The organism is uncultured Fibrella sp., from assembly GCF_964250085.1.
GTDB lineage: Bacteria > Bacteroidota > Bacteroidia > Cytophagales > Spirosomataceae > Fibrella.
This window is the reverse complement of record NZ_CAXUEC010000007.1, coordinates 229,504-251,029: the sequence shown is the minus strand read 5'-3', so window position 1 is coordinate 251,029 and position 21,526 is coordinate 229,504. Positions and strand designations below refer to the sequence as shown.

General features: G+C 53.8%; 21 protein-coding genes. 13 read left to right on the top strand and 8 right to left on the bottom strand.

Annotated elements, in window-relative coordinates:
• Window positions 1–11: 11 nt before the first annotated feature.
• From ACFE8Q_RS21115 to ACFE8Q_RS21105, 3 genes are all read right to left on the bottom strand, one after another.
• Entirely contained in the window at window positions 12–410 is a 399-nt protein-coding gene (locus ACFE8Q_RS21115; protein WP_375447423.1) for a DUF2304 domain-containing protein, read from the bottom strand.
• A gap of 104 nt (window positions 411–514) precedes the next feature.
• Entirely contained in the window at window positions 515–1,240 is a 726-nt protein-coding gene (locus tag ACFE8Q_RS21110; protein ID WP_375447422.1) for a glycosyltransferase family 2 protein, read from the bottom strand.
• Between the two features lie 94 nt (window positions 1,241–1,334).
• Complete coding sequence (locus ACFE8Q_RS21105; protein WP_375447421.1) at window positions 1,335–3,458, bottom strand: hypothetical protein; 2,124 nt, start codon at window positions 3,456–3,458, stop codon at window positions 1,335–1,337.
• 252 nt (window positions 3,459–3,710) lie between these two features.
• On the opposite strand from ACFE8Q_RS21105, the gene ACFE8Q_RS21100 reads away from it, so the two are divergent.
• Genes ACFE8Q_RS21100 through arr form a run of 3 tightly spaced genes read left to right on the top strand, consistent with a single transcriptional unit; the run spans window position 3,711 to window position 6,033 of the window.
• Entirely contained in the window at window positions 3,711–4,766 is a 1,056-nt protein-coding gene (locus ACFE8Q_RS21100; protein WP_375447420.1) for a lysylphosphatidylglycerol synthase transmembrane domain-containing protein, read from the top strand.
• A 2-nt stretch (window positions 4,767–4,768) separates the two neighbouring features.
• A complete protein-coding gene (locus ACFE8Q_RS21095; RefSeq protein WP_375447419.1) occupies window positions 4,769–5,539 on the top strand; it encodes a hypothetical protein in 771 nt (256 codons plus the stop codon).
• A 47-nt stretch (window positions 5,540–5,586) separates the two neighbouring features.
• Window positions 5,587–6,033 (top strand): NAD(+)--rifampin ADP-ribosyltransferase, encoded by a 447-nt coding sequence (arr, locus tag ACFE8Q_RS21090; RefSeq protein ID WP_375447418.1) that lies wholly within the window; start codon window positions 5,587–5,589, stop codon window positions 6,031–6,033.
• A 41-nt stretch (window positions 6,034–6,074) separates the two neighbouring features.
• Here arr and ACFE8Q_RS21085 read toward each other — a convergent pair whose 3' ends face one another.
• Together ACFE8Q_RS21085 and ACFE8Q_RS21080 are read right to left on the bottom strand one after the other, a co-directional pair.
• Window positions 6,075–7,235, bottom strand: a complete 1,161-nt coding sequence (locus tag ACFE8Q_RS21085) for a glycoside hydrolase family 18 protein (protein ID WP_375447417.1) — start codon at window positions 7,233–7,235, stop codon at window positions 6,075–6,077.
• 203 nt (window positions 7,236–7,438) lie between these two features.
• Complete coding sequence (locus tag ACFE8Q_RS21080; protein WP_375447416.1) at window positions 7,439–8,110, bottom strand: helix-turn-helix domain-containing protein; 672 nt, start codon at window positions 8,108–8,110, stop codon at window positions 7,439–7,441.
• A 165-nt stretch (window positions 8,111–8,275) separates the two neighbouring features.
• On the opposite strand from ACFE8Q_RS21080, the gene ACFE8Q_RS21075 reads away from it, so the two are divergent.
• The 7 genes from ACFE8Q_RS21075 (at window position 8,276) to ACFE8Q_RS21045 (ending at window position 16,032) form a co-directional block, all read left to right on the top strand.
• A complete protein-coding gene (locus tag ACFE8Q_RS21075; RefSeq protein ID WP_375447415.1) occupies window positions 8,276–8,719 on the top strand; it encodes a beta-carotene hydroxylase in 444 nt (147 codons plus the stop codon).
• The gene (locus tag ACFE8Q_RS21070) at window positions 8,716–10,386 is read left to right on the top strand and encodes a glycerol-3-phosphate dehydrogenase/oxidase (protein WP_375447414.1); all 1,671 of its coding nucleotides are present in this window, start codon (window positions 8,716–8,718) and stop codon (window positions 10,384–10,386) included. Before ACFE8Q_RS21075 ends, ACFE8Q_RS21070 begins: the two co-directional genes overlap by 4 nt.
• A gap of 18 nt (window positions 10,387–10,404) precedes the next feature.
• Entirely contained in the window at window positions 10,405–11,382 is a 978-nt protein-coding gene (locus tag ACFE8Q_RS21065) for a type II CAAX prenyl endopeptidase Rce1 family protein (protein ID WP_375447413.1), read from the top strand.
• 49 nt (window positions 11,383–11,431) lie between these two features.
• Window positions 11,432–12,145, top strand: coding sequence for a lipoyl(octanoyl) transferase LipB (gene lipB, locus ACFE8Q_RS21060; RefSeq protein WP_375447412.1), 714 nt, complete (start codon window positions 11,432–11,434; stop codon window positions 12,143–12,145).
• A gap of 152 nt (window positions 12,146–12,297) precedes the next feature.
• Window positions 12,298–12,702, top strand: coding sequence for a hypothetical protein (locus ACFE8Q_RS21055; protein ID WP_085411772.1), 405 nt, complete (start codon window positions 12,298–12,300; stop codon window positions 12,700–12,702).
• 62 nt (window positions 12,703–12,764) lie between these two features.
• Window positions 12,765–15,296 (top strand): ribonuclease R, encoded by a 2,532-nt coding sequence (rnr, locus tag ACFE8Q_RS21050; protein ID WP_375447411.1) that lies wholly within the window; start codon window positions 12,765–12,767, stop codon window positions 15,294–15,296.
• 133 nt (window positions 15,297–15,429) lie between these two features.
• Window positions 15,430–16,032, top strand: a complete 603-nt coding sequence (locus ACFE8Q_RS21045; protein ID WP_375447410.1) for a hypothetical protein — start codon at window positions 15,430–15,432, stop codon at window positions 16,030–16,032.
• Window positions 16,033–16,172: 140 nt separating this feature from the next.
• Here ACFE8Q_RS21045 and mnmH read toward each other — a convergent pair whose 3' ends face one another.
• The 3 genes from mnmH to ACFE8Q_RS21030 form a co-directional block, all read right to left on the bottom strand.
• Window positions 16,173–17,210, bottom strand: a complete 1,038-nt coding sequence (gene mnmH, locus ACFE8Q_RS21040) for a tRNA 2-selenouridine(34) synthase MnmH (protein WP_375447409.1) — start codon at window positions 17,208–17,210, stop codon at window positions 16,173–16,175.
• A 122-nt stretch (window positions 17,211–17,332) separates the two neighbouring features.
• The gene (locus tag ACFE8Q_RS21035; protein ID WP_375447408.1) at window positions 17,333–18,076 is read right to left on the bottom strand and encodes a pyridoxine 5'-phosphate synthase; all 744 of its coding nucleotides are present in this window, start codon (window positions 18,074–18,076) and stop codon (window positions 17,333–17,335) included.
• Window positions 18,077–18,159: 83 nt separating this feature from the next.
• The gene (locus ACFE8Q_RS21030) at window positions 18,160–19,089 is read right to left on the bottom strand and encodes a sugar phosphate isomerase/epimerase family protein (protein ID WP_375447407.1); all 930 of its coding nucleotides are present in this window, start codon (window positions 19,087–19,089) and stop codon (window positions 18,160–18,162) included.
• Between the two features lie 129 nt (window positions 19,090–19,218).
• On the opposite strand from ACFE8Q_RS21030, the gene ACFE8Q_RS21025 reads away from it, so the two are divergent.
• From ACFE8Q_RS21025 to nfi, 3 genes are all read left to right on the top strand, one after another.
• The gene (locus ACFE8Q_RS21025; RefSeq protein WP_375447406.1) at window positions 19,219–19,665 is read left to right on the top strand and encodes a hypothetical protein; all 447 of its coding nucleotides are present in this window, start codon (window positions 19,219–19,221) and stop codon (window positions 19,663–19,665) included.
• The gene (locus ACFE8Q_RS21020; protein WP_375447405.1) at window positions 19,662–20,723 is read left to right on the top strand and encodes a saccharopine dehydrogenase family protein; all 1,062 of its coding nucleotides are present in this window, start codon (window positions 19,662–19,664) and stop codon (window positions 20,721–20,723) included. The genes ACFE8Q_RS21025 and ACFE8Q_RS21020 overlap by 4 nt, the downstream gene beginning before the upstream one ends.
• A gap of 103 nt (window positions 20,724–20,826) precedes the next feature.
• Window positions 20,827–21,504, top strand: coding sequence for a deoxyribonuclease V (nfi, locus tag ACFE8Q_RS21015; protein WP_375447404.1), 678 nt, complete (start codon window positions 20,827–20,829; stop codon window positions 21,502–21,504).
• Window positions 21,505–21,526: the final 22 nt, after the last annotated feature.

The following is a 21,526-nucleotide window of genomic DNA, read 5'->3' as shown; positions in this document are numbered from 1 at the left end:
AGCAAGCACGTTTAATCGACTTCATCGACCGTTTCGGTCGTTGATGCTTTAGCCCTGGCGTCTAGCTGCTGAAGCGTCTGTTTGAGGTACGCCATCTCGTGCGTCAGCGTTTTTATCTGATTCTGCAATTTAGAATTGACAACCGAAAGGTGAACCAGGAAGACGATAATGGCGAAAATAGCCGCCAGAAATATCAGTGATGGAGGGTAATAAACACCCAGCCAAAGCGAAATCTGCTCGAGGCCTTTCCGCCAGATCGAAAACACGATCAGGATCAGGGTACAAAAAATCCAGACAATCGAATATTCTTCCCGCAATCGCCCCTGAATGATCAGCCGGAAGATCATGATCATGAAGATCGATGCTCCAACAAGGCTGACTAGCTGAATGACAAATGATAGACCTTCCATGTATAACAAGTTTACTGTTTACAGTTTGCTGTTTACCGTTGCGCTGCTTTGCTGCAAACTGTCTGGTTAGCGGAGCAACGGTAAACAGCAAACAGAAGACTGGTTCAAACGGCTTTTAGTCCTTTTCCGCGTAACCGAAGGTATACGAACAAGATCCCAAGCGATACTTTAGCCATGTAATAAACAGCCCGGCTGGTATTGATACTCGACACCCCGCCCTGCCGTTCCTGCATCAGCACGGGCACTTCCATCATGCGTAAGCCATATAGGCCAAACTGCACAATAGCCTCTGGTTCAGGGTATTCATCTGGGTAATACCGGTCAACAACGGCCAGTGTTTTCCGGTTGAACGCCCGAAAGCCCGATGTACTGTCGTATACGGTTTGCCCAATCAATAACTGATTTAGCCAACGGAAATACCGAATACCCAGCCGCCTGGCCAACGAAGACTGAAATCCTTCACCCGTCAGAAACCGCGAGCCAATCACTACGTCGGCTTTGTCCTGCAAAAGAGGCGTTAAAATCTTAGCCAGTTCGTTCGCCGGATGCTGCCCGTCGCCATCCATCTGAACCGCCACATCATATCCATGCCGATACGCATACTTGTAGCCCGCATGCATGGCCCCGCCAATACCCAGGTTAACCGGCAAATCTAGATACAGACAGCCCAATGACCGGATTATGTGAATCGAATCATCAGTCGAACAGTCATTGACGACCAACACATCGGCATTGAACCCCTGCTGACGTGTAGTGCGCTGAATCGTGCGCACCACGTCGGTAATAGCGGCCTGCTCGTTGAAACACGGTATGACGATGAGAATCTTCAAGATAGGTTTACGTCTTCGCCTCATCTATCTTCTGTTGGGCCGCCAGGACAGGAAACGCCCCAGGCCGGAAAACAGAAAACGGAGGACAGATAATTTAGTCGATTCGTTCGTAAATGGTCATTGAACCTAATTCAACCGCTTTCTTCATACAACGTACTTCATACGGAATCTGGGGCGCATGATCGTAAAGCATGTATTTAACATTCAGTTTCTTGAACTTCGGCGAGCAGGGGTCAGCCGCAATAACGTACCCATCTTCGAATTGCTGGGCAAGGATGGTTGTGTCGCCCTGGGCCCCGTTGATATACGTCTGGAAGGTCACGTGTGCATAGCGATTATAAGCCGAATCACGCTTCATAGTGGGGTCCAGTACGCTGAAAATCTGCTTCCGGTTTGGAATATACTTGACCCCGGTAATCTGTTTTGCTCCGGTTGCGGTCACCATATACGTAATGAACTGGCTGCCGTTGACAATCCAGCGGGCATCGGGATCTTTATCGACCAGTGTTTTTACATTCTGATAAACCAGGTTCTCGGTCAATGGCGTGAGGCCTTTCGAAAGGGGATTGGCTTTCAGGTTGGGTAGTAAAAACAGGATGATGCCTCCACAGAACAAGGCTATGCGATACCTGACGTTCAGGGAGAACAGCAGTAACCCGTTCATCATGATGAAAAACAGCACCGGCATAAACGTCTGGTCGGCCCGAAGCATGCCCTCTGCATCGTTGACGTTGACATAGGCCGTGTAAACAACGAACGCAACGATTCCGACTAGGGCGACAGGCGTAAACCAGGCCGGAACAGCCTGTTTGAGGTCGCTTAGATTTACATGACGAAGGGATGCGAGGTATAAAAACAACAACACAATGCCGCCCACACCCATCGGAATCTGACCGCGACGGGTAGGCACCATGCTCATCAACGTGGCTTTGGCAATATCCTCTGGGTAGCCGACTTCCATCCATAGCCACATCAAGCTCACAAAAACCATCGCGCCAACCAGCATCCAGTCAACGCGGCGGGTGAAGCTAAACAGCGCAATCGCCAACGGGATAACGACCGGGGCGAAGTTCAGGTAATGCGACAATTCACAGATATTCAACCAGCCTTTCGGGAATTGCTGATCGTTGAAAAACCAGCTATAATATTCAGAATACCAGTTGGCGATGAAGCCCGTTCCACCCGTTTCACTGCGCTTGCCAGGATACACGGTGCTGCTCACCGCCTTGATCGTTTCGTCGATATCACTCTTGAACAGGTACGCCACAAAACCAGCTACGATCAGCGCCCCGGCCAGGCTACCAAGTTTGATGAGTACTGATTTAAGGGGAAATACTTGTTTCCGTTCATTGACGACGTACCCAATCAGCAAAAAGATAAAGAGGTACGCCATCGGAATCTGGTAGGGCGGGTATAGAGTAATGGCGAAGGAGACCACAATCCAGACGAGCCCGAAAGCAACCGGAATATATACTTTCGGGTTCGTGCTTCGGAGCAGGTATACGGCACCCACAAAGGCCAGCCCACAATACCCAATCATGGATGAGGGAATGAACGACCACCATACCGTGCCCGACGACATAAACAACGTGAGTGCGCCCGTCAGCGAAAGCCAGTACTGATTTCTGGACACCAGTAGGAAGAACAAAAATGCACCTACAAGCAAGATGAGCGGACTGCTGTTATACATCCAGGAGTAGCCACGCTCCACGTCGAGGAACATAAAGCCCCAGTAACCTATTTTGAAAAGTATGATCGGATGCTTGACGGGTAAAGTCAATAGGGGCGTTTTCAGGCCACCGACGGCTTCGTTTTCGGTCTTAAAACCGGTATTGGCGTTAGACAGAATCCAGGGTGCTCCCACAGCGTAATCGTCCATACGAATGCGTTTGGGCGTGCCCGCTACCAGACCCCGTTTGGCAGGGCCGCCATCCGGTAAAATTTCGTTCCAGGCAGGTAGCGATATGTAGTGCCACTTAAGCAACACAAAAAGCAGGAACACGCCTACAAAAACACCCAGCGTAATCTTCACGCGCTTATCGAACCAGATCAGTGCATCGGGCGGGGTAGTCGATGTTGGTTTTGGCGGAGCCGGGGGCGGAGTAGGAACTGAAGCCACGGGAGCCGACCGCACGGGTGGTGGCGCCACAGTAGACGAAACAGGACGTGGACGTTCAGTAGCCGGGGAATCGGCTGGTTTTTTGCCTTTTTTACTCATTAGTTCAATATGGGTAGGGCACTAAAAGGGTATTCTACTGCACGGTTAGCTAGTCACCAAACTTTACTTACACCAACGGGCAGCATAACGCGCTGATCAAATAATGAGGGCAAGGCTTGTTAACCGTGTAGCCTAATCAGACAAATTTACCAATTTTGCCGGTAGGGGATTCCAGTCGACCTGTTATTTTCGACCCCTTAAGCCGGTTATAATACCCCCGCATCAAAGGCTGTGCCAACTCAATCTGTCTCCATGAAAAAGACGCTTAAACAGCTTTTACCCATCATTTTGGCTTTTGCATTGCTGGCTTATGTGCTTCAGGGAATGCCGATGGCCAGTTTGCTGGAGCAATTACGACAATCGTCGCCCTTCTGGATTACTGTTACCGCGGTTATCATGGGTGCTCAGACACTACTGAGGGCCATTCGCTGGCGTATGCTTTTGCAGGGGCTTGGCTATGCGCCCTCAACGGGCAGGGCGCTGTCGTCAATGCTTGCCGGCAGCGTGTCAGGGCTGATTATTCCAGGTTCGGGCGAGTTATTGCGGTGTACTCTCCTGCAACGGAGCGACAACGTACCTATCACCGAAAGCGTTGGCTCAATCATCACAGAGCGGCTGGTTGACCTACTGGCAACGGCCTTTTTCCTGACAATAACCATCCTGCTCGAATCAGGGCGGCTACTGACCTACGTGCGGCAGTACATGCAACCGCCTCCCTGGTTACTGGCTACCACAACGGGCCAGTGGATGGGAATAGCGGTAGCCATCGGGTTGTCTATTCTGTTAGCTGTTTTAGGGCTGAAACGATTGGCGAAGCAAGCCGCTGTACAACGATTGGCGGGCCGGTTAAAGCTCCGCGAACGAATCGACGGTTTCCAGCGTGGCCTGCTCAGTATCCGGCTGGTCAGTAGCCCGGCCTTATACTGGTTAACCACGCTTTTTATTCACAGCCTGTCGCTTGTCGTGCTGGCGGCACTTTTTCGCGCGCTCCCCGTCACCGAAACGCTGCCTAACTCAGCGGCATTGACCGTATTTGCCCTTACGTCTCTTGGTAGCCTGACTATTCCTACGCAGGCAAGCATCGGGTCGTACCATTTTCTGGCTAGCCGTGGATTAGTCGCGTATGGATTACCACTGGTGACGGGTACGATCTGGGCTACGTTTTCGCATGCCGTCATTACGCTGGTGAATTTGGTATTCAGTGCGTTGGGCTTCCTGGCAGCCCTGCGTTTTATGCGCCGTAAACAAACCTATACGGTTTCGGAACCAGAGCGCCGAACCGTTATAGGTTTCAGAAAAACCAACTGATTATGCATCGACTCATTTTAGTAGTGCTTGTTCTCCTGACTGCCTGTTCCAGCAAAAAGGAACGTACCCAGGCCGTAGTCGATGAGCCGAGCTACACCCTGTTTTTTATAGACAAAAGCTTGAGTAACAACAGCTTGCTGGAGGCGAAAGCTACCTATGAACGTGTTATTCGGGAAGCCATTGCCGAGAATGTGCATCAGAAAGGCGATAAAGTAGTGGTGTATTACGTGCACGATAACACGGCCAAAGCCCGCGCTTTGTCGCTCACGGCACGTACCCAGCTACCCGATTCGGAAGAGGCCCTGAAAGGAGCCAGCCCCACCGACCGCGAAGCCGCCCAATCGGATTATGAACTGCAACTCACCCGCGAACAGGCCACCATGCAACGCCAGGTGTTGACCAAACTCGATCAGTCGAACAACAACCTGTCGAATCAGCATACCGACCTCTGGGGAAGCCTCGACGTACTGGCCCGCGCCGAGGAATCGGGCCGTCAGGTACGTGCCTATTACCTGAGCGATATGGTCGAAAGTATGAACGCCCCCGGTCGCCGCGATTTCCACAAAAAGCCCCCCGCCAGCAACGAGCAAGCCGACGAATGGGCCAAAGCCGATGCCAAAAAGCTCTCTGCGCAATACGTGATCGGCTCACCAACGATCCGGCTGGTGCTGCCCTTTGCCGCTACGGCTTCGGCCAAAGAAAACAACCCCACCGTGACCCGCTACTGGCACACGCTGTTCGACACAATGGGCGCGGCAGAGGTAGTAGAGTAAGTTTGATTTGTCGTTATGTCAATAACTAAACGGCTCAACTCACGACTATGGAAAAACCTCAAAGCGAAAAAAAAGTAAACGTTCCTGTCCACAGCCCATTTTCACAGACGTTCTTTCATGGAACAAAAGCGGATCTGAAGGTTGGTGACCTTATACAGGTTGGTTTCAACTCAAACTACGTTCAGGATGCTAAGCTGAATCATATTTACCTGACCGCCACGCTGGATGCTGCTGTTTGGGGAGCTGAACTGGCAGTTGGTACAGGCCACGAACGAATTTATCTGGTAGAGCCAACCGGGCCACTCGAAGACGACCCGAATGTAACTGACAAGAAGTTTCCGGGTAATCCAACCATGTCTTATCGCTCGCTCCATCCGTTCAAGGTTGTTGGCGAGGTTACGCGCTGGCACAGCCATGCACCAGAACAGATTCAGGCCATGAAAGACGGATTGGCTAAACTCAGAGACCGGGGACTTGACGCAATTGAGAATTAGGTAGACGTTCTGGCAGTGAAGCCCTGAACCAACCGGTTTTCTTACTTTAAATCGCGCACCAGCGCGTCGAGTAGTTTTTTCTGGCGCAGGTCGTAAACGTATTCCCAAAACATGACGCCCGCCAGCCCTTTCTGTTTCACGTAAGCAATTTTGGGCGCAAATGAGTCTTCGTCGGCATAGCTGATGAACGTTTGCGTTGTAGGGTTCCAGAGATAAGGAGCCTTGGCATCGTCGTCCCAGTAGCGGGTGAATCCGTTCTTGTTGATGTATTTATCCACCAGCTCGTCATGACTGATGAAGAGGTGTTTGCCCGTAGCAGGCTGATATAGTCCATTATCAACAGTGGCTACGTCTGTCCAGCCACGACCATAGAAGGGGATGCCCAGCACGATTTTGCTGGCTGGTACGCCCGCCCGAATGTGCCCTTCTACGGCCGATATAGAGCTATTGCGCGATTGATCTCCTTTTTTCGATTGGCCCAATGGGCTGTGATGACCGGTTACTTTATCGTTGCCGTGGTAGAGGTCATACGTCATGATGTTGACATAATCCAGGTACGTTTGCGCCTTGCCAAGTTCGGTATGGCTTACAAAGGCCGTGTCGCCGCCGGTGGCTGCGGTGAGCAGGTAATGAGCTGCCTGGGTACGTTTATCCAGCTTCCCCTGTTGATCGAGGCCATCGCGCAGGGCTTTCAGAAAAAGCGTGAAGGTTTGTTTATCTTCTGGCCGGTAAATGTTGCCTGCACCAATCTGAGCCGGGTATTCCCAGTCTATATCCAGACCGTCGAGCTTGTGTTTTTTAAGCAGCGCCACGGCATCGTCGGTAAATTTTTTGCGTGAAGCGGCTGTCAAAGCGGCATCAGAGAAGTAGTTGCAGCCGCCCCAGCCGCCAATAGAAATCAGAATCTTAAGATCTTTGTTAATGGCCCGCAACGAGGTCAACGCCGCCAGATTAACGGAGTCACGCGCGTTCAATGGTGCTAGCTTGCCATCGGCAGCGGGCACAGCAAAGGCGTAGTTGATATGAGTCAGCTTGTTAGCCTCGATCTGTTCTTTCGTCCAGCCTTTATCGGTTACGTACCCAATAACAACTGGCTTGCGTCCGGTTGTCTGCGCCCGGGCAACGGGCTGTAAACCCGCAACTGACAAACCACCTATGATAAACAGACAACTGAGTAATCGGCGATGAAGTAGATTGAGCATAAACGTGTATGTAGATTAACGTTGTGGTAGACGACCAGCAGTTGGCCGACTAGTAACTGGTTGGGCCGAATCGCCTGACGCGAAACTACGTAGGAATCGTATGCCACCAGAACGAAAAAATGGCCACCCGGTTAAGAGATAGCCATTTTCCTGTTTCGTTAAGCGCACTGCGGGCAGTTGACAACGATCTGGAACGTACCTGGCTACATCACCAGTTTTGTAGTGTATTTGTCCATCACGTCACTTGGGTGAATGTCCAGCACATTGGCCAGCACGAGCAGTACCAGCGTGCGGGAGGCAATTTTACGGGGAATATTAGCCAGCATGGCAAATGCATCAACGGTGATCGACGTATTTTGGCCAAGGTGATTCATCAGTACCCGCTCTTTGTCGCCGTAGGTGAAGCGCACATTCCGGTCGGCCCGTTCACCTTTCATGATCTCGCGCACCTCTTTGCTCGCCTGCACCGATTTATCGGCCACGCGCACGTAGACTTTCTTATTCTCCGGGTCGTTTGGGTCGGGAAGCACGTAATGCGGGCGGCTCGGGCTGCGCGGAATATGAAACAGCAACACTTCGCGCTCGTCGTGGAGCGGAATGCGCTCGAGCGTGTAATGGATAGCCGGAAAGCAGAATTTTTCGATCGCCCGGACGAGCATGTACTCATCTTCGTCGGCGTATTTGAGGCCCGGAATGGTGCCATCATCGCCGACACCGATCAGGAGCGTGCCGCCGTCTGTATTGGCGAACGCTACAATTTCCCGAACAATTTTTTCGGGATGGTTTGTCTTGAGTTTGAACTCAAGTGAATGCCCTTCGCCCCGGCGAACCAGGTCTTTGAGCATTTTATAGTCTGTACTTGATCTGCCCACCATGATGCGTTTCGATCACACCTAAATGTACAACCAATAACCGAATTTGCAAACGGTCCGTCGTTACGGAATTTACGAATGCTTAACTTAGTGGCTGGCCTTGTTGCCAACTTTTCGGTCTTGCTGGTCGTTATCTGAATCAAACGCGATTACTTTATAAACGCAAAAATGCTCATAAACGTTGCCATCGCTTTAGCCACCCTGGTTACTATGGAAGGAGTGGCCTGGTTCACCCACAAGTACATCATGCATGGGATCATGTGGAACTGGCACCACTCGCATCATAACGCACATAAGGGTTTCTTTGAGGTGAACGACCTCTTCAGCGTATTGTTTAGCGGTGTGGCTGTTGGCCTGTTTATTGCCGGTCTGGAAATACCGTCGTTATGGTTTCTGGCACCTGTTGCGGCGGGCGTTACCCTCTACGGTATTGGCTATTTTGTCTTCCATGATGTTATCGTTCACCGCCGGATCAGAATTAGCTTCAAAACAACAAATCCGTACCTGATTCGGATCATGCGGGCGCACTACGTCCACCACAAGGTACACACCCGCGAAGGGGCCGAAGCCTTTGGGTTTCTATATGCGCCGAAGAAATACGATAAAAAATGAATCGCTCCACTCACCTCGCCCGGCTACAGGCTGACGTTTTCGACATCTGTATCATTGGCGCTGGCGCATCGGGTGCGGGTTGTGCCGTAGACGCCGCCAGTCGCGGCCTGCGTGTAGCCCTGCTGGAGGCCGACGATTTCGGGGCGGGTACGTCAGGTACGTCGACCAAGCTGGTGCATGGCGGGGTACGTTACCTGGAGCAGGCCGTGAAGACGTTCGACCCCAAGCAGTTATCGCTGGTTCGAAAAGCCCTGCACGAACGCCGCACACTGCTCCACATTGCGCCGCACCTGTGTCATCCGCTGGCGTTACTTACGCCCGTCAATAACCTGATCGAAGGCGCGTATTACGCCATTGGTCTGAAAATCTATGACCTATTGGCCGGTAGCCGACGTATGGCTCCCAGTCGATGGCTCAATAAAGCGAGCACACTCCGTCATTTTCCGGCCTTTGACCCCAATAAGCTGCACAGCGCAGTCATGTACTACGATGGTCAGTTTGATGATATCCGGCTGAACCTGAGCATGGTACAGACGGCGGCGGCGAAAGGGGCGGCGGTGGCGAATCACGTTTTAGTCAGGAACATTATCGCCGATAGCTCCGGTCAACTCACCGCCGTCGAGGTCATTGACAAGCTGACCGGTACGTCGTTTTCGGTGAAAGCCAGCGTATTCGTCAACGCCACGGGCACGCATGCCGATGGGTTACGGCAGGGAGCCAACCCAAAGCAGGGAGCCAGAATGCGGGCGAGTAAAGGTGCCCACGCGGTGCTGGCTGGTTCGGCCCTGCCAATTGCTGACGGGCAAACTGAACCGGCGGCGTTGCTGGTGCCGAAAACCAAAGATGGTCGCGTTCTTTTTGCTATTCCGTGGCGCGGGCAATGGCTCATCGGCACCACCGATACCGAAGCCGACCCCACCGACGTACCTGCACTCCTCCCCGACGAGGCAACGTACCTGCTCGACCACGTGAATCAGTACGTGAAGAACCCGATACCAATAGAAGCCCTCACGGGTGGTTTTGCCGGTCTGCGCCCGCTGCTACAGGCCGACCCGAACGCCTCCAGCCAGGCGCTGGTGCGCGATCATGAAGTAGAGATCGATCCCGTGTCGGGCCTTGTCAGCATCATGGGTGGAAAATGGACGACCTACCGGCTCATGGCCCAGGAAACGATCGACGCCTGTTGTGAAATTCTTGGCACAATAACGCCCTGCCAAACGGAAACTTTGCTCTTGCAGGGAGCCGAGGGATATAACCGCAAGTACCGCCAGCACCTGACGGATAGCTACCCCGAATACCCCGCCGATGTGCTCGATCATCTGGCCAACACCTACGGCACCGACGCGCTGAATGTGCTGCGACTTCTGCGCGAAGAATCCGACTGGCTCACCCGACTGGCCGTTGGTCATCCCTTCATTCAGGCCGAAGTAATTTACGCCGCCCGTACCGAAATGGCCCAAACCCTGCCCGACATATTGATGCGTCGGATTCGCCTCGGCCTCATCGACTGGAAAGCTACGCTGGAAGCACTGCCTGTTACCGCCCGCCTGTTGGCCATCGAACGCAACTGGTCACCAGCGCAACAGAACCAGGCCGAAGCTGATTTCCAGACACATATTGAAGGGTTGATAGAAAAAGCAACGGGCCAGCTTACAACCAGGGTCTAACGTTGAACCTCTTTTTCTATGACCGAACTGCTCCGGGACATTCGCGCTTACCTGCGGGCTGATTTTAAGTTGGGCCTTTACCTGGCAACGGCTGTATGGGTGGGCTTGCTGATTACACTCAATTACCGGTTTCGCCTCGAAAACGACGTCATTGACAAGCAACCCTACAGTCCCTGGCGGCAGGTCTGGTATTTCAGTATGTACGCCACCGCCTATTATGGGGCGTTTGGGTTATGGAGCGTATTTCACAACCGCACCGATATCTGGCGTAATCGCTGGTTCTGGCTGCACACGCTCGTTGCGCTGGTTGCCTACGCCTACTACGCCGGTTTTGTGGCCTACTCTGATTGGGCGCAACAACACTTCCCCGACTTTGGCCTGTATGTATATGTGTTTAAAGTATTGAGCAATGTCCATTCGCTGGTCACGATTGTGCTGCCGCTTGCCCTGTACTACCTCCTGATCGATAAGCCCGATAATGGCTTCTACGGAATGCGCCCCAAGCAGAAAGGCCTGCTCGTTTATGCCACGCTGCTGGCCCTGATGGTGCCCATCATTACCTACGCCTCGTTCCAGCCCGACTTTCTGCAATCGTATCCGACCTACCGGAACACAAACGCCCACACCCTGCTGAACGTACCTGAATGGGTGACGGCACTAGGCTATGAACTGGCCTACGGCTGGGATTTTGTACCAACCGAACTGCTCTTTCGCGGCTTCCTGGTCATCGGCCTCAGCCGAATCCTGCAACGCAACGTACCTGGCCCAACTACAGGATGGTCAGGCCTGGCGAAGCCCGGCCCGGTATTGCCCATGATTGTCTGGTACGCCACCATCCATTTCGGCCGCCCACTGGGCGAAACCATTTCGTCCCTGTTCGGCGGCTATATTCTGGGCGTTTTGGCTTTATCCACCCGGAGTATCTGGGGCGGCTTGCTCATCCACATCGGCATTGCATGGCTTATGGAAGCAGCCGCTTTCTGGCAAAAGATGTAGCTAATCGGCAAACGAACCCCTTACCGCCTCAGTGTGTTCTAGTTGTAGAATGAGTACCACTACGCTTCAGAACAAATCAGTGACCGTTCGCGACCTCGGCCTGATCGATTACCAAACCGCCTGGGACGAGCAGGAACGCGTTTTTGCCGATACCGTCGCCGTTAAGATTGCCAACCGTCAGCTCCCGCCCGACGAGCAGCAACCGACGCCCAATCATCTGCTTTTCTGCGAACACCCACACGTGTATACCCTCGGGAAGAGCGGGCATGAAAGCCATTTGCTGGCCAACGATGCGTTTCTGAAGCAGATTGGTGCCACCTATCATCGCATCAACCGGGGGGGCGACATAACCTACCACGGCCCCGGCCAGCTAGTGGGTTACCCCATTCTGGATCTGGACAATTTCTTCACCGACATTCACCGCTACATGCGGCTACTGGAAGAGGCTATTATCCTGACCGTCAGCGAGTACGGCATCAACGCGGGCCGTATTCCGGGCCTGACGGGTGTCTGGCTCGACGACGAGAGAGGCCAGCGAAAAATTTGTGCGATGGGCGTAAAAGCGAGCCGTTGGGTAACCATGCACGGTTTTGCCTTGAACGTAAACACCGACTTGAGTTATTTTAATCATATTGTGCCCTGTGGCATCGCCGACAAAGCCGTGACCTCCATGCAGCAGGAATTAGGCCACCCGGTTCCTGTGGCTGAAGTGGCCCAACATGTGCAGCGGCACCTGGTTAATTTGTTTGATATGACTATATAACTTCACTCCCAGCCCCTCCCCTGGTTTCAGGGAAGGGGAGTTGCCCTGCAAGAGCGTCGCCAGGTCACCAGCTAATATGTTGGCGAAGCTGCTGTAGTGTGGCTCTCCTTTCCTGAAACCAGGAGAGGGGCTGAGGGTTAGGTAGATTCCCAATGAAAAAAGACATTCCTTTCTTACCCGTTGAGGGCATACAGGTAGTTGTGGCCCGCAAATTGAATGAGATTAACGAATACGACTGGCAGGTGTTCCTCATCAACCAGAATGAACAACCCATTCATACCGTGTTCGTGACGTCGCGGGGATATGGGGAGAAAGACGGCGAAGAGCAGAAAACGGCGACCCTCCGCCATTTCTTCGTTTCCATTGAACCTAATGCGCATGAACTGATTGAAACCATTATTCCCGATGTGTTTCACCTGAATAATGAATACTGGGTCAGCTATTATGTTGGCAACCAGATTTACGACAAAAAATTCATCTTCGTGCCCGACAGCATCACCGAGCAACACCTGGTCAACGTACCTGCGCTCGGGCTGGAAGGCATATTACACGTTTAGAGTTTCAGGTTTGACGTTGCAGGCGGACCGCCTGCAACGTCAAACCTGAAACTATTTTCCTAATGAAACCCAAACAAACAAAATATACCAAATCACCATCGGCGCAGGGGCAGCAGAAAAGCAGCACCCGCCGGGGTAATTATGGAAAAGAAATCAGAGCGGCAAGTTCGGCTGGTTTCAATCAAGCCAATTCCTATATCGACGAGCTGAAGAACGACGTTGCGGCTTTTTTCGAGATCAACAACACCGGCCAGTGGAGCACGATGGATGTGGTCGAGAACTTTGATGCGGATGATCGGAAGCTGAAGCTGATGGTTCAGGGTCTGATTGGCGAACTGCACGACGAAGGCCGCCTCACTCGCCTGCCCGATGGCCGGTTTCAGTTCAACCAGAATCAAAACACTATTCTTGGTAAGGTCGAGCATGTGAACAGTAAGTTTGCATTTATCGTCCCTCAAAATGGCAACCGGGACCGGGACAACGACATCTGGATTCCGGCCGAAGACCTTGGCGGTGCCATTGATGGCGATATGGTTCGGGTCATAGCCTTCAGTGACTCGCGGCAGCGCGGCACGCGGCAAATGGCCAAGCGCATCGTTGGTCGGGTAGTGAGCATTGCCGAACGTGGTAAACCCGAAATTGTAGGTACGTTGGAACGGCATGGTAAAGACTTTATCGTTGCCCCCGACAGCCGCCGTATTTACCACGACATTCTGATTCCTGCCGATAAACTCGGTGGAGCGAATGAAAACGAAAAGGTGATTGTACGCCTGACGAAATACCCCGAAAGCGATGACCGCGACGGTTATTTCGAAGGTGAAGTAATAAGTGTGCTAGGCGTAGCCGGTGATCACAACACCGAAATGCACGCTATTCTGGCTGAATTCGGGTTGCCGATCGAGTTTCCGGCTGAAGTTGAAAAAGAGTCGGAAGAAATTCCGGTGGAGATTGACGAGGCTGAGTTTGCCCGCCGCCGCGACTTCCGCACCACGACTACCTTTACCATCGATCCCGTTGATGCGAAGGATTTTGATGATGCCCTGTCTGTTAAGTACTTAGATAACGGGATCTACGAAATCGGTATTCACATTGCGGATGTCACGCACTACGTTACGCCCGGCACTGAACTGGAAGAAGAAGCCTACAAACGCGCCACATCGGTTTACCTGGTCGACCGTGTGGTGCCCATGCTGCCCGAAAAGCTGTCGAACGGTGTTTGCTCACTTCGTCCGAACGAAGACAAACTGACGTTCTCGGCGGTGTTCGAGATGAACGATGAAGGGAAGATCAGCAAGGAATGGTTTGGCCGCACGGCGATTCACTCCGACCGCCGTTTCTCTTACGAAGAAGCGCAGGATATTCTGAATGCAGGTCAGGGCGACTTCGTGAAAGAACTGACCCTCCTGAACGGACTGGCCCACAAACTGCGCGACGAACGATTCCAGCACGGAGCCATCAATTTTGAAACGCCGGAAGTTCGCTTTAAACTTGATGAAAACGGCGTGCCACTGGCGGTGATTCCAAAGATTCGGCAGGATACGAACAAGCTGATCGAAGAATTCATGCTGCTGGCCAACAAGCGGGTAGCCGAATTTGTGATGCGTTTGTCGAAGGGCGACGAAGCCAATACAATGGTCTACCGCGTTCACGAAGGCCCCGACGAAGACCGACTGCGCGTGTTCTCGGAATTTGCCCGCCGGTTAGGCTACAAACTCAACGTCGATGACACGCACCTGTCGCGGTCGATGAACAAGTTTATGGAGCAGATCGAAGGCAAACCCGAGCAGGGAATGCTGTCGCAACTGGCCGTGCGTACTATGTCGAAAGCGCGGTACAGTACCGAAGACCTGGGCCATTTTGGTCTGGCTTTCGCCCGTTACTCGCACTTCACGTCGCCCATCCGTCGGTATCCCGATATGATGGCGCACCGCCTGTTGCAACACTACCTCGACAAAGGTCGGTCGGTTGATCGGGAAGCACTGGAGGCGCGCTGCAAACACGCGTCGGATCGTGAAAAAGTGGCGGCCGAAGCGGAACGGGCCAGTATCAAGTATAAGCAGGTGGAGTTCATGAGCCGCATGCCAAAAGATATGGAGTTCGCGGGCGTGATTGCTGGCGTGACCGAGTTCGGGTTCTTCGTGGAAATTCCCGAAAACAGTTGCGAAGGACTCGTGCGTATGCAGGACCTGACCGACGATTTCTACGAGTACGACAAAGACAATTACCGCATCATCGGCCGTAAATCGAAGAAAATGTACACCTTCGGTGATGCCGTAACGGTACGCGTAAAAGAAGCCAACCTGGCCCGCCGCAGCATCGATTTCGCGCTGATAACCGACAACGCCAAAACCGCCGAAGACGGCTGGGAAGGTGGTGAACGTACCTCATCAGGTCGTTCGGGCGGGAGTCGCAGTCGCCGCTCCGATAGCCCGATTGATCAAAGCCAGCGCAACGCAGCCCGCGGCCGTAAAGCCGCTAACACGTCGACCTCAGCCACGGCAGGCGGCCGCTCAAAAGCCGTCGGCAGTGAAGTAAAACGCACAAAAGGCGCGTCGCCAAAAGGCCAGAACCGCCGTGGAGGCCGGGGCAAGTAACGTACCTGACTAGCTAGTAACGAAAATCCCGCAACGGCTCGCCAGTGCGGGATTTTTTTGTGGATTTACGTTGTCACTTGCCACAGGTAAGCTATAAGTGATTAGCACCCAAAATCAACGTACCTGCAACCCAATGGCCTTGTCTCGCGTTTTCAGGCAAACCCCCGGTATTATGCTTCGCTACTCGGTTCTTCTTGCCATTGTTATCGCCACGTTTGCCTGCAACCCCGACCGTATCAAATACACGGATGCGCTGAAGCAGGAAATGGCCGACAAGAAAGTGAGGCGGCTAACCAATGCTGATCTGAACGAGGCAGTGAATAGCTGGGGTGAGCAGATTGTGGTTCTTGCAGAAAAGGAAGCTACCGAAAAGCTGGCAAGAGGCGATGCCGCTACCAGCATCTGTACCCTACAGGACTTACCCAAAACCCAGGCAATTGCCCGGCGATACGGTATGACCATCAGCCTGTTGAGTGCCGCCGATGTGCAAAACCCGAAGCTGGCGCAAAAGGAGCGCGAGGTGCTGGATGCGTACGTGTATAACGCGGAAAAGAAGCTTCCCCAGTCGAGTAATATTCAGCGAATTGGTGATACCCTCTTTGTCTACAACGCGGCTGTTCCGGTCGGAAACGCCCTGAGCCAGATCTGTTTTGGTCGGCAGAAACAGCCACTAGCCGTTTGGCGACTGGCTTTCCCGAAGCAGGAAGTAATCAGGCATATGAAGCCGAAAAAATAGCTGTACATGCACCTGGCAGTGAATATGCTCGATGGCACTCGGAAAGCTACACAATCGGTACAGGTAATTCCCGGTCGGTATCGGGTGGTGGACTTGTATGCCAACGCATGGCTTTCGTTGGTGTAAAGGCAGGGGATGCTTCAGTTGTGAAGAACATGAACCTGGTCTGCCCAGGTGATCAACTCCAACGCTGTCTGCGATGGATCGTCGACCTCAATTGGTAGCTGATTCACCATAGGAACATCGCGCTGGCTAAGACCATTTAGATAAGCTTTGTCGTAGTAAACCAGCGTAAGCTCAGCCACGGTGGCATAATCTTGCTGATCCAGGGCGGCCAGTGCCTGCCTGGCGGCCAGACCACCCAGGCGGCGCTCAATGCGTTTGGTGGCTTCAACCAGTAATTCGTGATCGATGCCGGTATATTCCTGCACAAGGCGCTGTACGCGCACGTCTCTGGGTACGTCGATAAACGCGACAGTGGCGTTGCGCATCTGTTGCCAAAGTGGTGCGGCTATATGACAGCGACCTATATTCTTGCTCTCATCTTCCAGCCAGATTCGGCGGGTTGGATCAAGTTGCCGCCATTGCTCGTATACTAGGTTCTCGAACTGCTCGCTCGACGGTTGGGGCAACTGCCCGATGGCTCCGTATGATGAGCCTTTATGATGCGCCAGCCCTTCCAGATCAATTACCTGTTCGCCCTGCGCCGCCAATTGCTTCAGAATATCGGTCTTGCCCGAGCCGGTTTTTCCACCTAGAATAATCAGGTTACGGGGCTCAGCGAAGGAAGTCAGCACCTCGGTACGGTACGCTTTGTAGCCACCAGTCAGCGTGTCGGCTTGCAGGCCCGCCGTGTTGAATAGCCACGCCATCGACCCCGACCGCATGCCCCCGCGCCAGCAGTGTACCAGCACCTGCTTTCCCGTCGGGTTTAATGCCTGCGCGTCCCGAACAAAGCCAGCCATTTTGGGTCCAACCAGATCAAGCCCCTGCAAGACGGCGGCGTCTTTGCCCACCTGCTTGTATGTCGTGCCGATCTGCGCCCGTTCGCTGTTGTCGAACAATGGCATGTTCACCGCTCCCGGAATATGGGCATGCGCAAACTCCCCCGGCGAGCGCACGTCGATGATGGGTAGGGTTTTGGCTTGCTCAAGAAAATCGTGGAGGGGAAGGGGCATATGGATGGTTTGATGGCACTCGGATTAAAAGGATTTGCGCGGATTTATACTTGGAGCAGAGCAAATCTATTTTAATCCAAAAATCCGCGCACCATTATAAGCTACGTACTAGTTACGCCGACTCACAAAACGCCGCTGGTGCGGTAGTGGGTTTCAGTTAATTCTCGTCTATACAGTTGAATCGTATTTTCCAGACCGAAATAGAGCGCATCGCAGATAAGTGCGTGACCGATGGATACTTCCAGCAGGCCAGGTACGTGCTGGGCAAAGAAACGCAGGTTTTCAAGGCTTAAATCGTGCCCGGCGTTTAGGCCGAGACCGAGTTCCTGAGCTTTGCGAGCGGCCAACACAAAGGGCGCTACGGCCGCATCGCGGTTGGTGGGGTAGTGGGTGGCGTAAGGTTCGGTATACAGTTCGATGCGATCGGTACCCACGGCTTTGGCTCCTTCCACCATGCGCTCGTCGGCATCCACGAAAATAGATACCCGAATACCGTCTTCTTTAAACGTGTCGATCAGCTTCCGCAGGTGATCGGCGTGGCGAATGGTGTCCCAGCCTGCATTCGAGGTGATGGCATCGGGCGCGTCGGGTACGAGCGTTACCTGGGCGGGCTTCACACGCTTCACCAACTCGATGAACCGGTCGTCGGGGTTGCCTTCGATGTTGAATTCGGTGGTGACAACCTCGTGCAAATCAAGTACGTCCTGATAGCGAATGTGGCGTTCGTCGGGACGGGGGTGAACGGTAATTCCCTGCGCGCCGAAGCGTTCGCAGTCGAGGGCTACCTGAACCAGATTCGGGTTGTTGCCACCCCGCGCATTACGGATCGTGGCAATTTTGTTGATGTTTACTGACAAACGGGTCATGGTCAATGAACAATGATCAACAAACGGTGATCATCAGTTAGTGGCTACTCAGGTAACCACGACTGCGGTATTGCGGTTCGCGTTTACAAACCGGCAACCATTGCCTGTATCTTCTGGTAGGCCGTTTTGGTAACCTGATCAGCGGGTTGGGCGTAGTAGTTTTTGTTGAATACTTCGAGCGATAGCACAACGGGCCGAGCCGGGTTCTGGATGATTTTCAGAATATCGCGGAGGGGTGCTACACCGTCGCCGGGATACACGCGGTCGGCATCGGTAATCTGAGCCGGGGTGAGCGTAGCCGGGTAATCGTTGACGTGAAACACCTCGATAGCCGGTTTTCCCACCATTGGCAGGGCCGTTATGCCGGAGCCGCCTTTGTAGAGGTGATACACGTCGAGCAACAGCCGGGCGTTGGGGTGATTGGCTTCGGCAGCCACATACATTACTTCCGACAGGCGATTCAGGTTTTTAGAAAACCCCCAGAGTTCAAGCTGCGGATTCACGCCCGTTTGCTGACCCAGGTCGAGTAAAGCCCGGTAACGTTCGGCGGCCCGGTGCAGGTCGATGATGGGCGCGTCGGCATTCTGGGCGCCGATGGGGGGCGTTGCCACGCGTTTGCAGCCAATTTGTGCCAGTTGCTCCATTTCCAGCTTCATCTGGTCGAGCCCTTTCTGCCGGGCGGCGGCATCGTCCACGATCCAGGGGGCAAATCCAATAGCATTTTCGACGGTAATTCCCAGATCAGCCAGACGGCGACGGGCTTCGGCGGGCGTGTTGGTTTTCAGATAGTCCTGCAACGTACCTACCCACACCTCCACCGACCGAAACCCGGCTTTCGACGCCGCTTCCAGTTCACCGATGAAGCCCAGCTTCTGGCCCCTGATGGTGCTCATGTTCAAACAAAGCGTGAACGGACCGGACTTGGGTTTGACCGATGGCAGGTTCTTCAGGAAAGAAGTTGCTGGGATCGCACCTAAGGCAGCAAGGGTCTGGCGACGGGAAAGACGGGACATTGATTTGGAACAGGTTTTATGTGGTTGCTGGCGTAGCCCTCTTCAGGAGGGTGGGGTCTACGCCAATAAACAACAAATCACCGCCTAATGACGATGTGGCTTGTTACAACAAAAAGCACACACAACGATATGACTACTTTAACAAATGCGCTACTGAGCGGACTTGGCGGGGCTGTTGCCCTGAATATCCTTCACGAAACCGTTCGGCAGGTGGAGCCGGAAGCGCCGCGTGTGGATAAACTCGGTAAGCGCGGCATCATTAAAATTACAAAAGCCACCGGCCTGCCCACACCGACCGGCAACGCGCTGTACGCATCTGCACTCGCGGGCGATTTGACGTCCAATGCTCTGTACTATAGCCTGATTGGTTTGGCAAAGCCGCAGGCTGTTTGGCCCGTAGGTGCCGTGTTGGGTGCCCTGGCGGGGGCCGGTGCTGTAACGTTACCCGAGCCGATGGGACTGGGCAGTGAACCCGTTCGCCGAACGGCCACCACCGCCTCGCTGACCGTGGCCTGGTATGTGGTTGGCGGGCTGGCAACAGCCGCTATCTTTAGCTGGCTAAACCGCCGATCATGAACCCGCCCAACACCTTCCTGCTGTACGGAGCCAATGGCTACACCGCCCGCCTGATTCTGGAGAAAGCCACCCAATTTGGCCTGAACCCCATTCTCTGTGGTCGTGATGAGGCCAGGCTTCGCCCGCTGGCCAAGCAGCACGGTTTTACCTACCGCGTTGCTGACCTGACCGACGAAATTGCCCTGAACAATGCCATGCGCGACGTGCCTGTGGTGCTGCATTGTGCTGGCCCTTTCTCGAAAACCGCGCTGCCCATGCAGCAGGCCTGTATGCGAAATGGCGTTCATTACCTGGATATTACGGGCGAGATTGCTGTCTTCGAGCAGGGAGCGGCGATGGATCAACAGGCGCGGGAGCGCGGCGTCATGCTGATGTCGGGCGTAGGTTTCGATGTAGTGCCAACCGACTGCCTGGCCATGTACCTGCACCAGAAACTGCCCGACGCTACGTACCTGCAACTGGCCTTTGCCAATGAGGGCGGCTCACTCTCGCACGGAACAGCGCAAACCGCCGTCGATAATCTGGGGCAGGGCGGGCTGGTGCGTGAAAACGGTAAATTGACAGTGGTTCCTTATGCCCATAAAGTATTGACTGTCAAATTTGCCAATGGGCAGACTGTACCCTGCATGAGTATTCCCTGGGGCGATGTATCGACGGCTTATTATACCACGGGCATTCTAAACATCGAAACGTTTATCGGCAGCACGCCAGCGGGCATTCGACTGGCAAAACTGGGCAATTCGGTCAACTGGCTATTGCGTCGGAAAAGCGTGCAGAAGTGGGTGAGCCAGCAAATAACGAAGCGCGTTACTGGTCCTGACGAAGCTACACGCACCAGGGCGAAAACGCAGGTTTGGGGCCGCGTTGGCAACCGGAATGGCAAAACCGTTGAAGCCACATTGACCGGTCCCGAAGGCTATAACCTGACCGCGCTTTCGGCACTCATCATTACCCGCAAAGTGCTTCAGGGCGAGGTGAAACCCGGTTTTCAAACCCCCGCCGGTCTCTACGGTGCCGATCTGGTGCTGGCAATTGAAGGCGTCACGCGGGAGGGGTGATTGTAGCCTGAAACGGTCCGCCGCGCGGCTCCAGCTTCGGGAGTAAAAGTATAGTTGTTTTCTCACCTCCGAAGCTGGAGCTTCGGACGACATACTCAACACTATGAATCCTTTACACGAATGGCCGGATAGCGCGGAGGCGGCGATTGCTATTCAGCAGCAGTTGCGCGGTCAGGTACGTATCCAGCCGCTTAGTGGCCCTGCCGAAACGATTGCGGGTTGCGATATTTCGTTCAACAAGTTTGAAGAGACCGTATACGCCGGTATTGTTGTGCTGCGGCTTGATACCCTCGAAACCATTGCCGAGGCCACGGCGATCACCACTACTTCTTTTCCCTACGTACCTGGCCTGCTGTCGTTTCGCGAGATACCCGCCCTGCTCGAAGCCTGGAACAACCTGACAATCATGCCCGACGTGGTCGTATTCGATGGCCACGGCATTGCGCATCCGCGCCGGCTGGGTATTGCAGCCCACGCGGGTTTATGGCTGAACCGGCCAACGCTGGGCTGTGGCAAATCAGTGCTGGTTGGGCGCTACGAAGAACCGGCACCGGCACGCGGGTCCTGGTCGCCGATGCTGCACCGGGGCGAGGTAATTGGTGCGGCGTTACGCACGAAAAACAAGGTCAATCCCGTCTACGTATCGCCTGGTAACCTCATCGATCTGGAAACGTCGGTCGATCTGATGCTTCGTTGCGATGGCGGCTACCGTATTCCCGAACCAACGCGCCGGGCGCACAATCTGGTGAACACCGTGCGGCGGGCCTACTTAAACCTATGAAGTCTGAGACCCTATAGGTTTG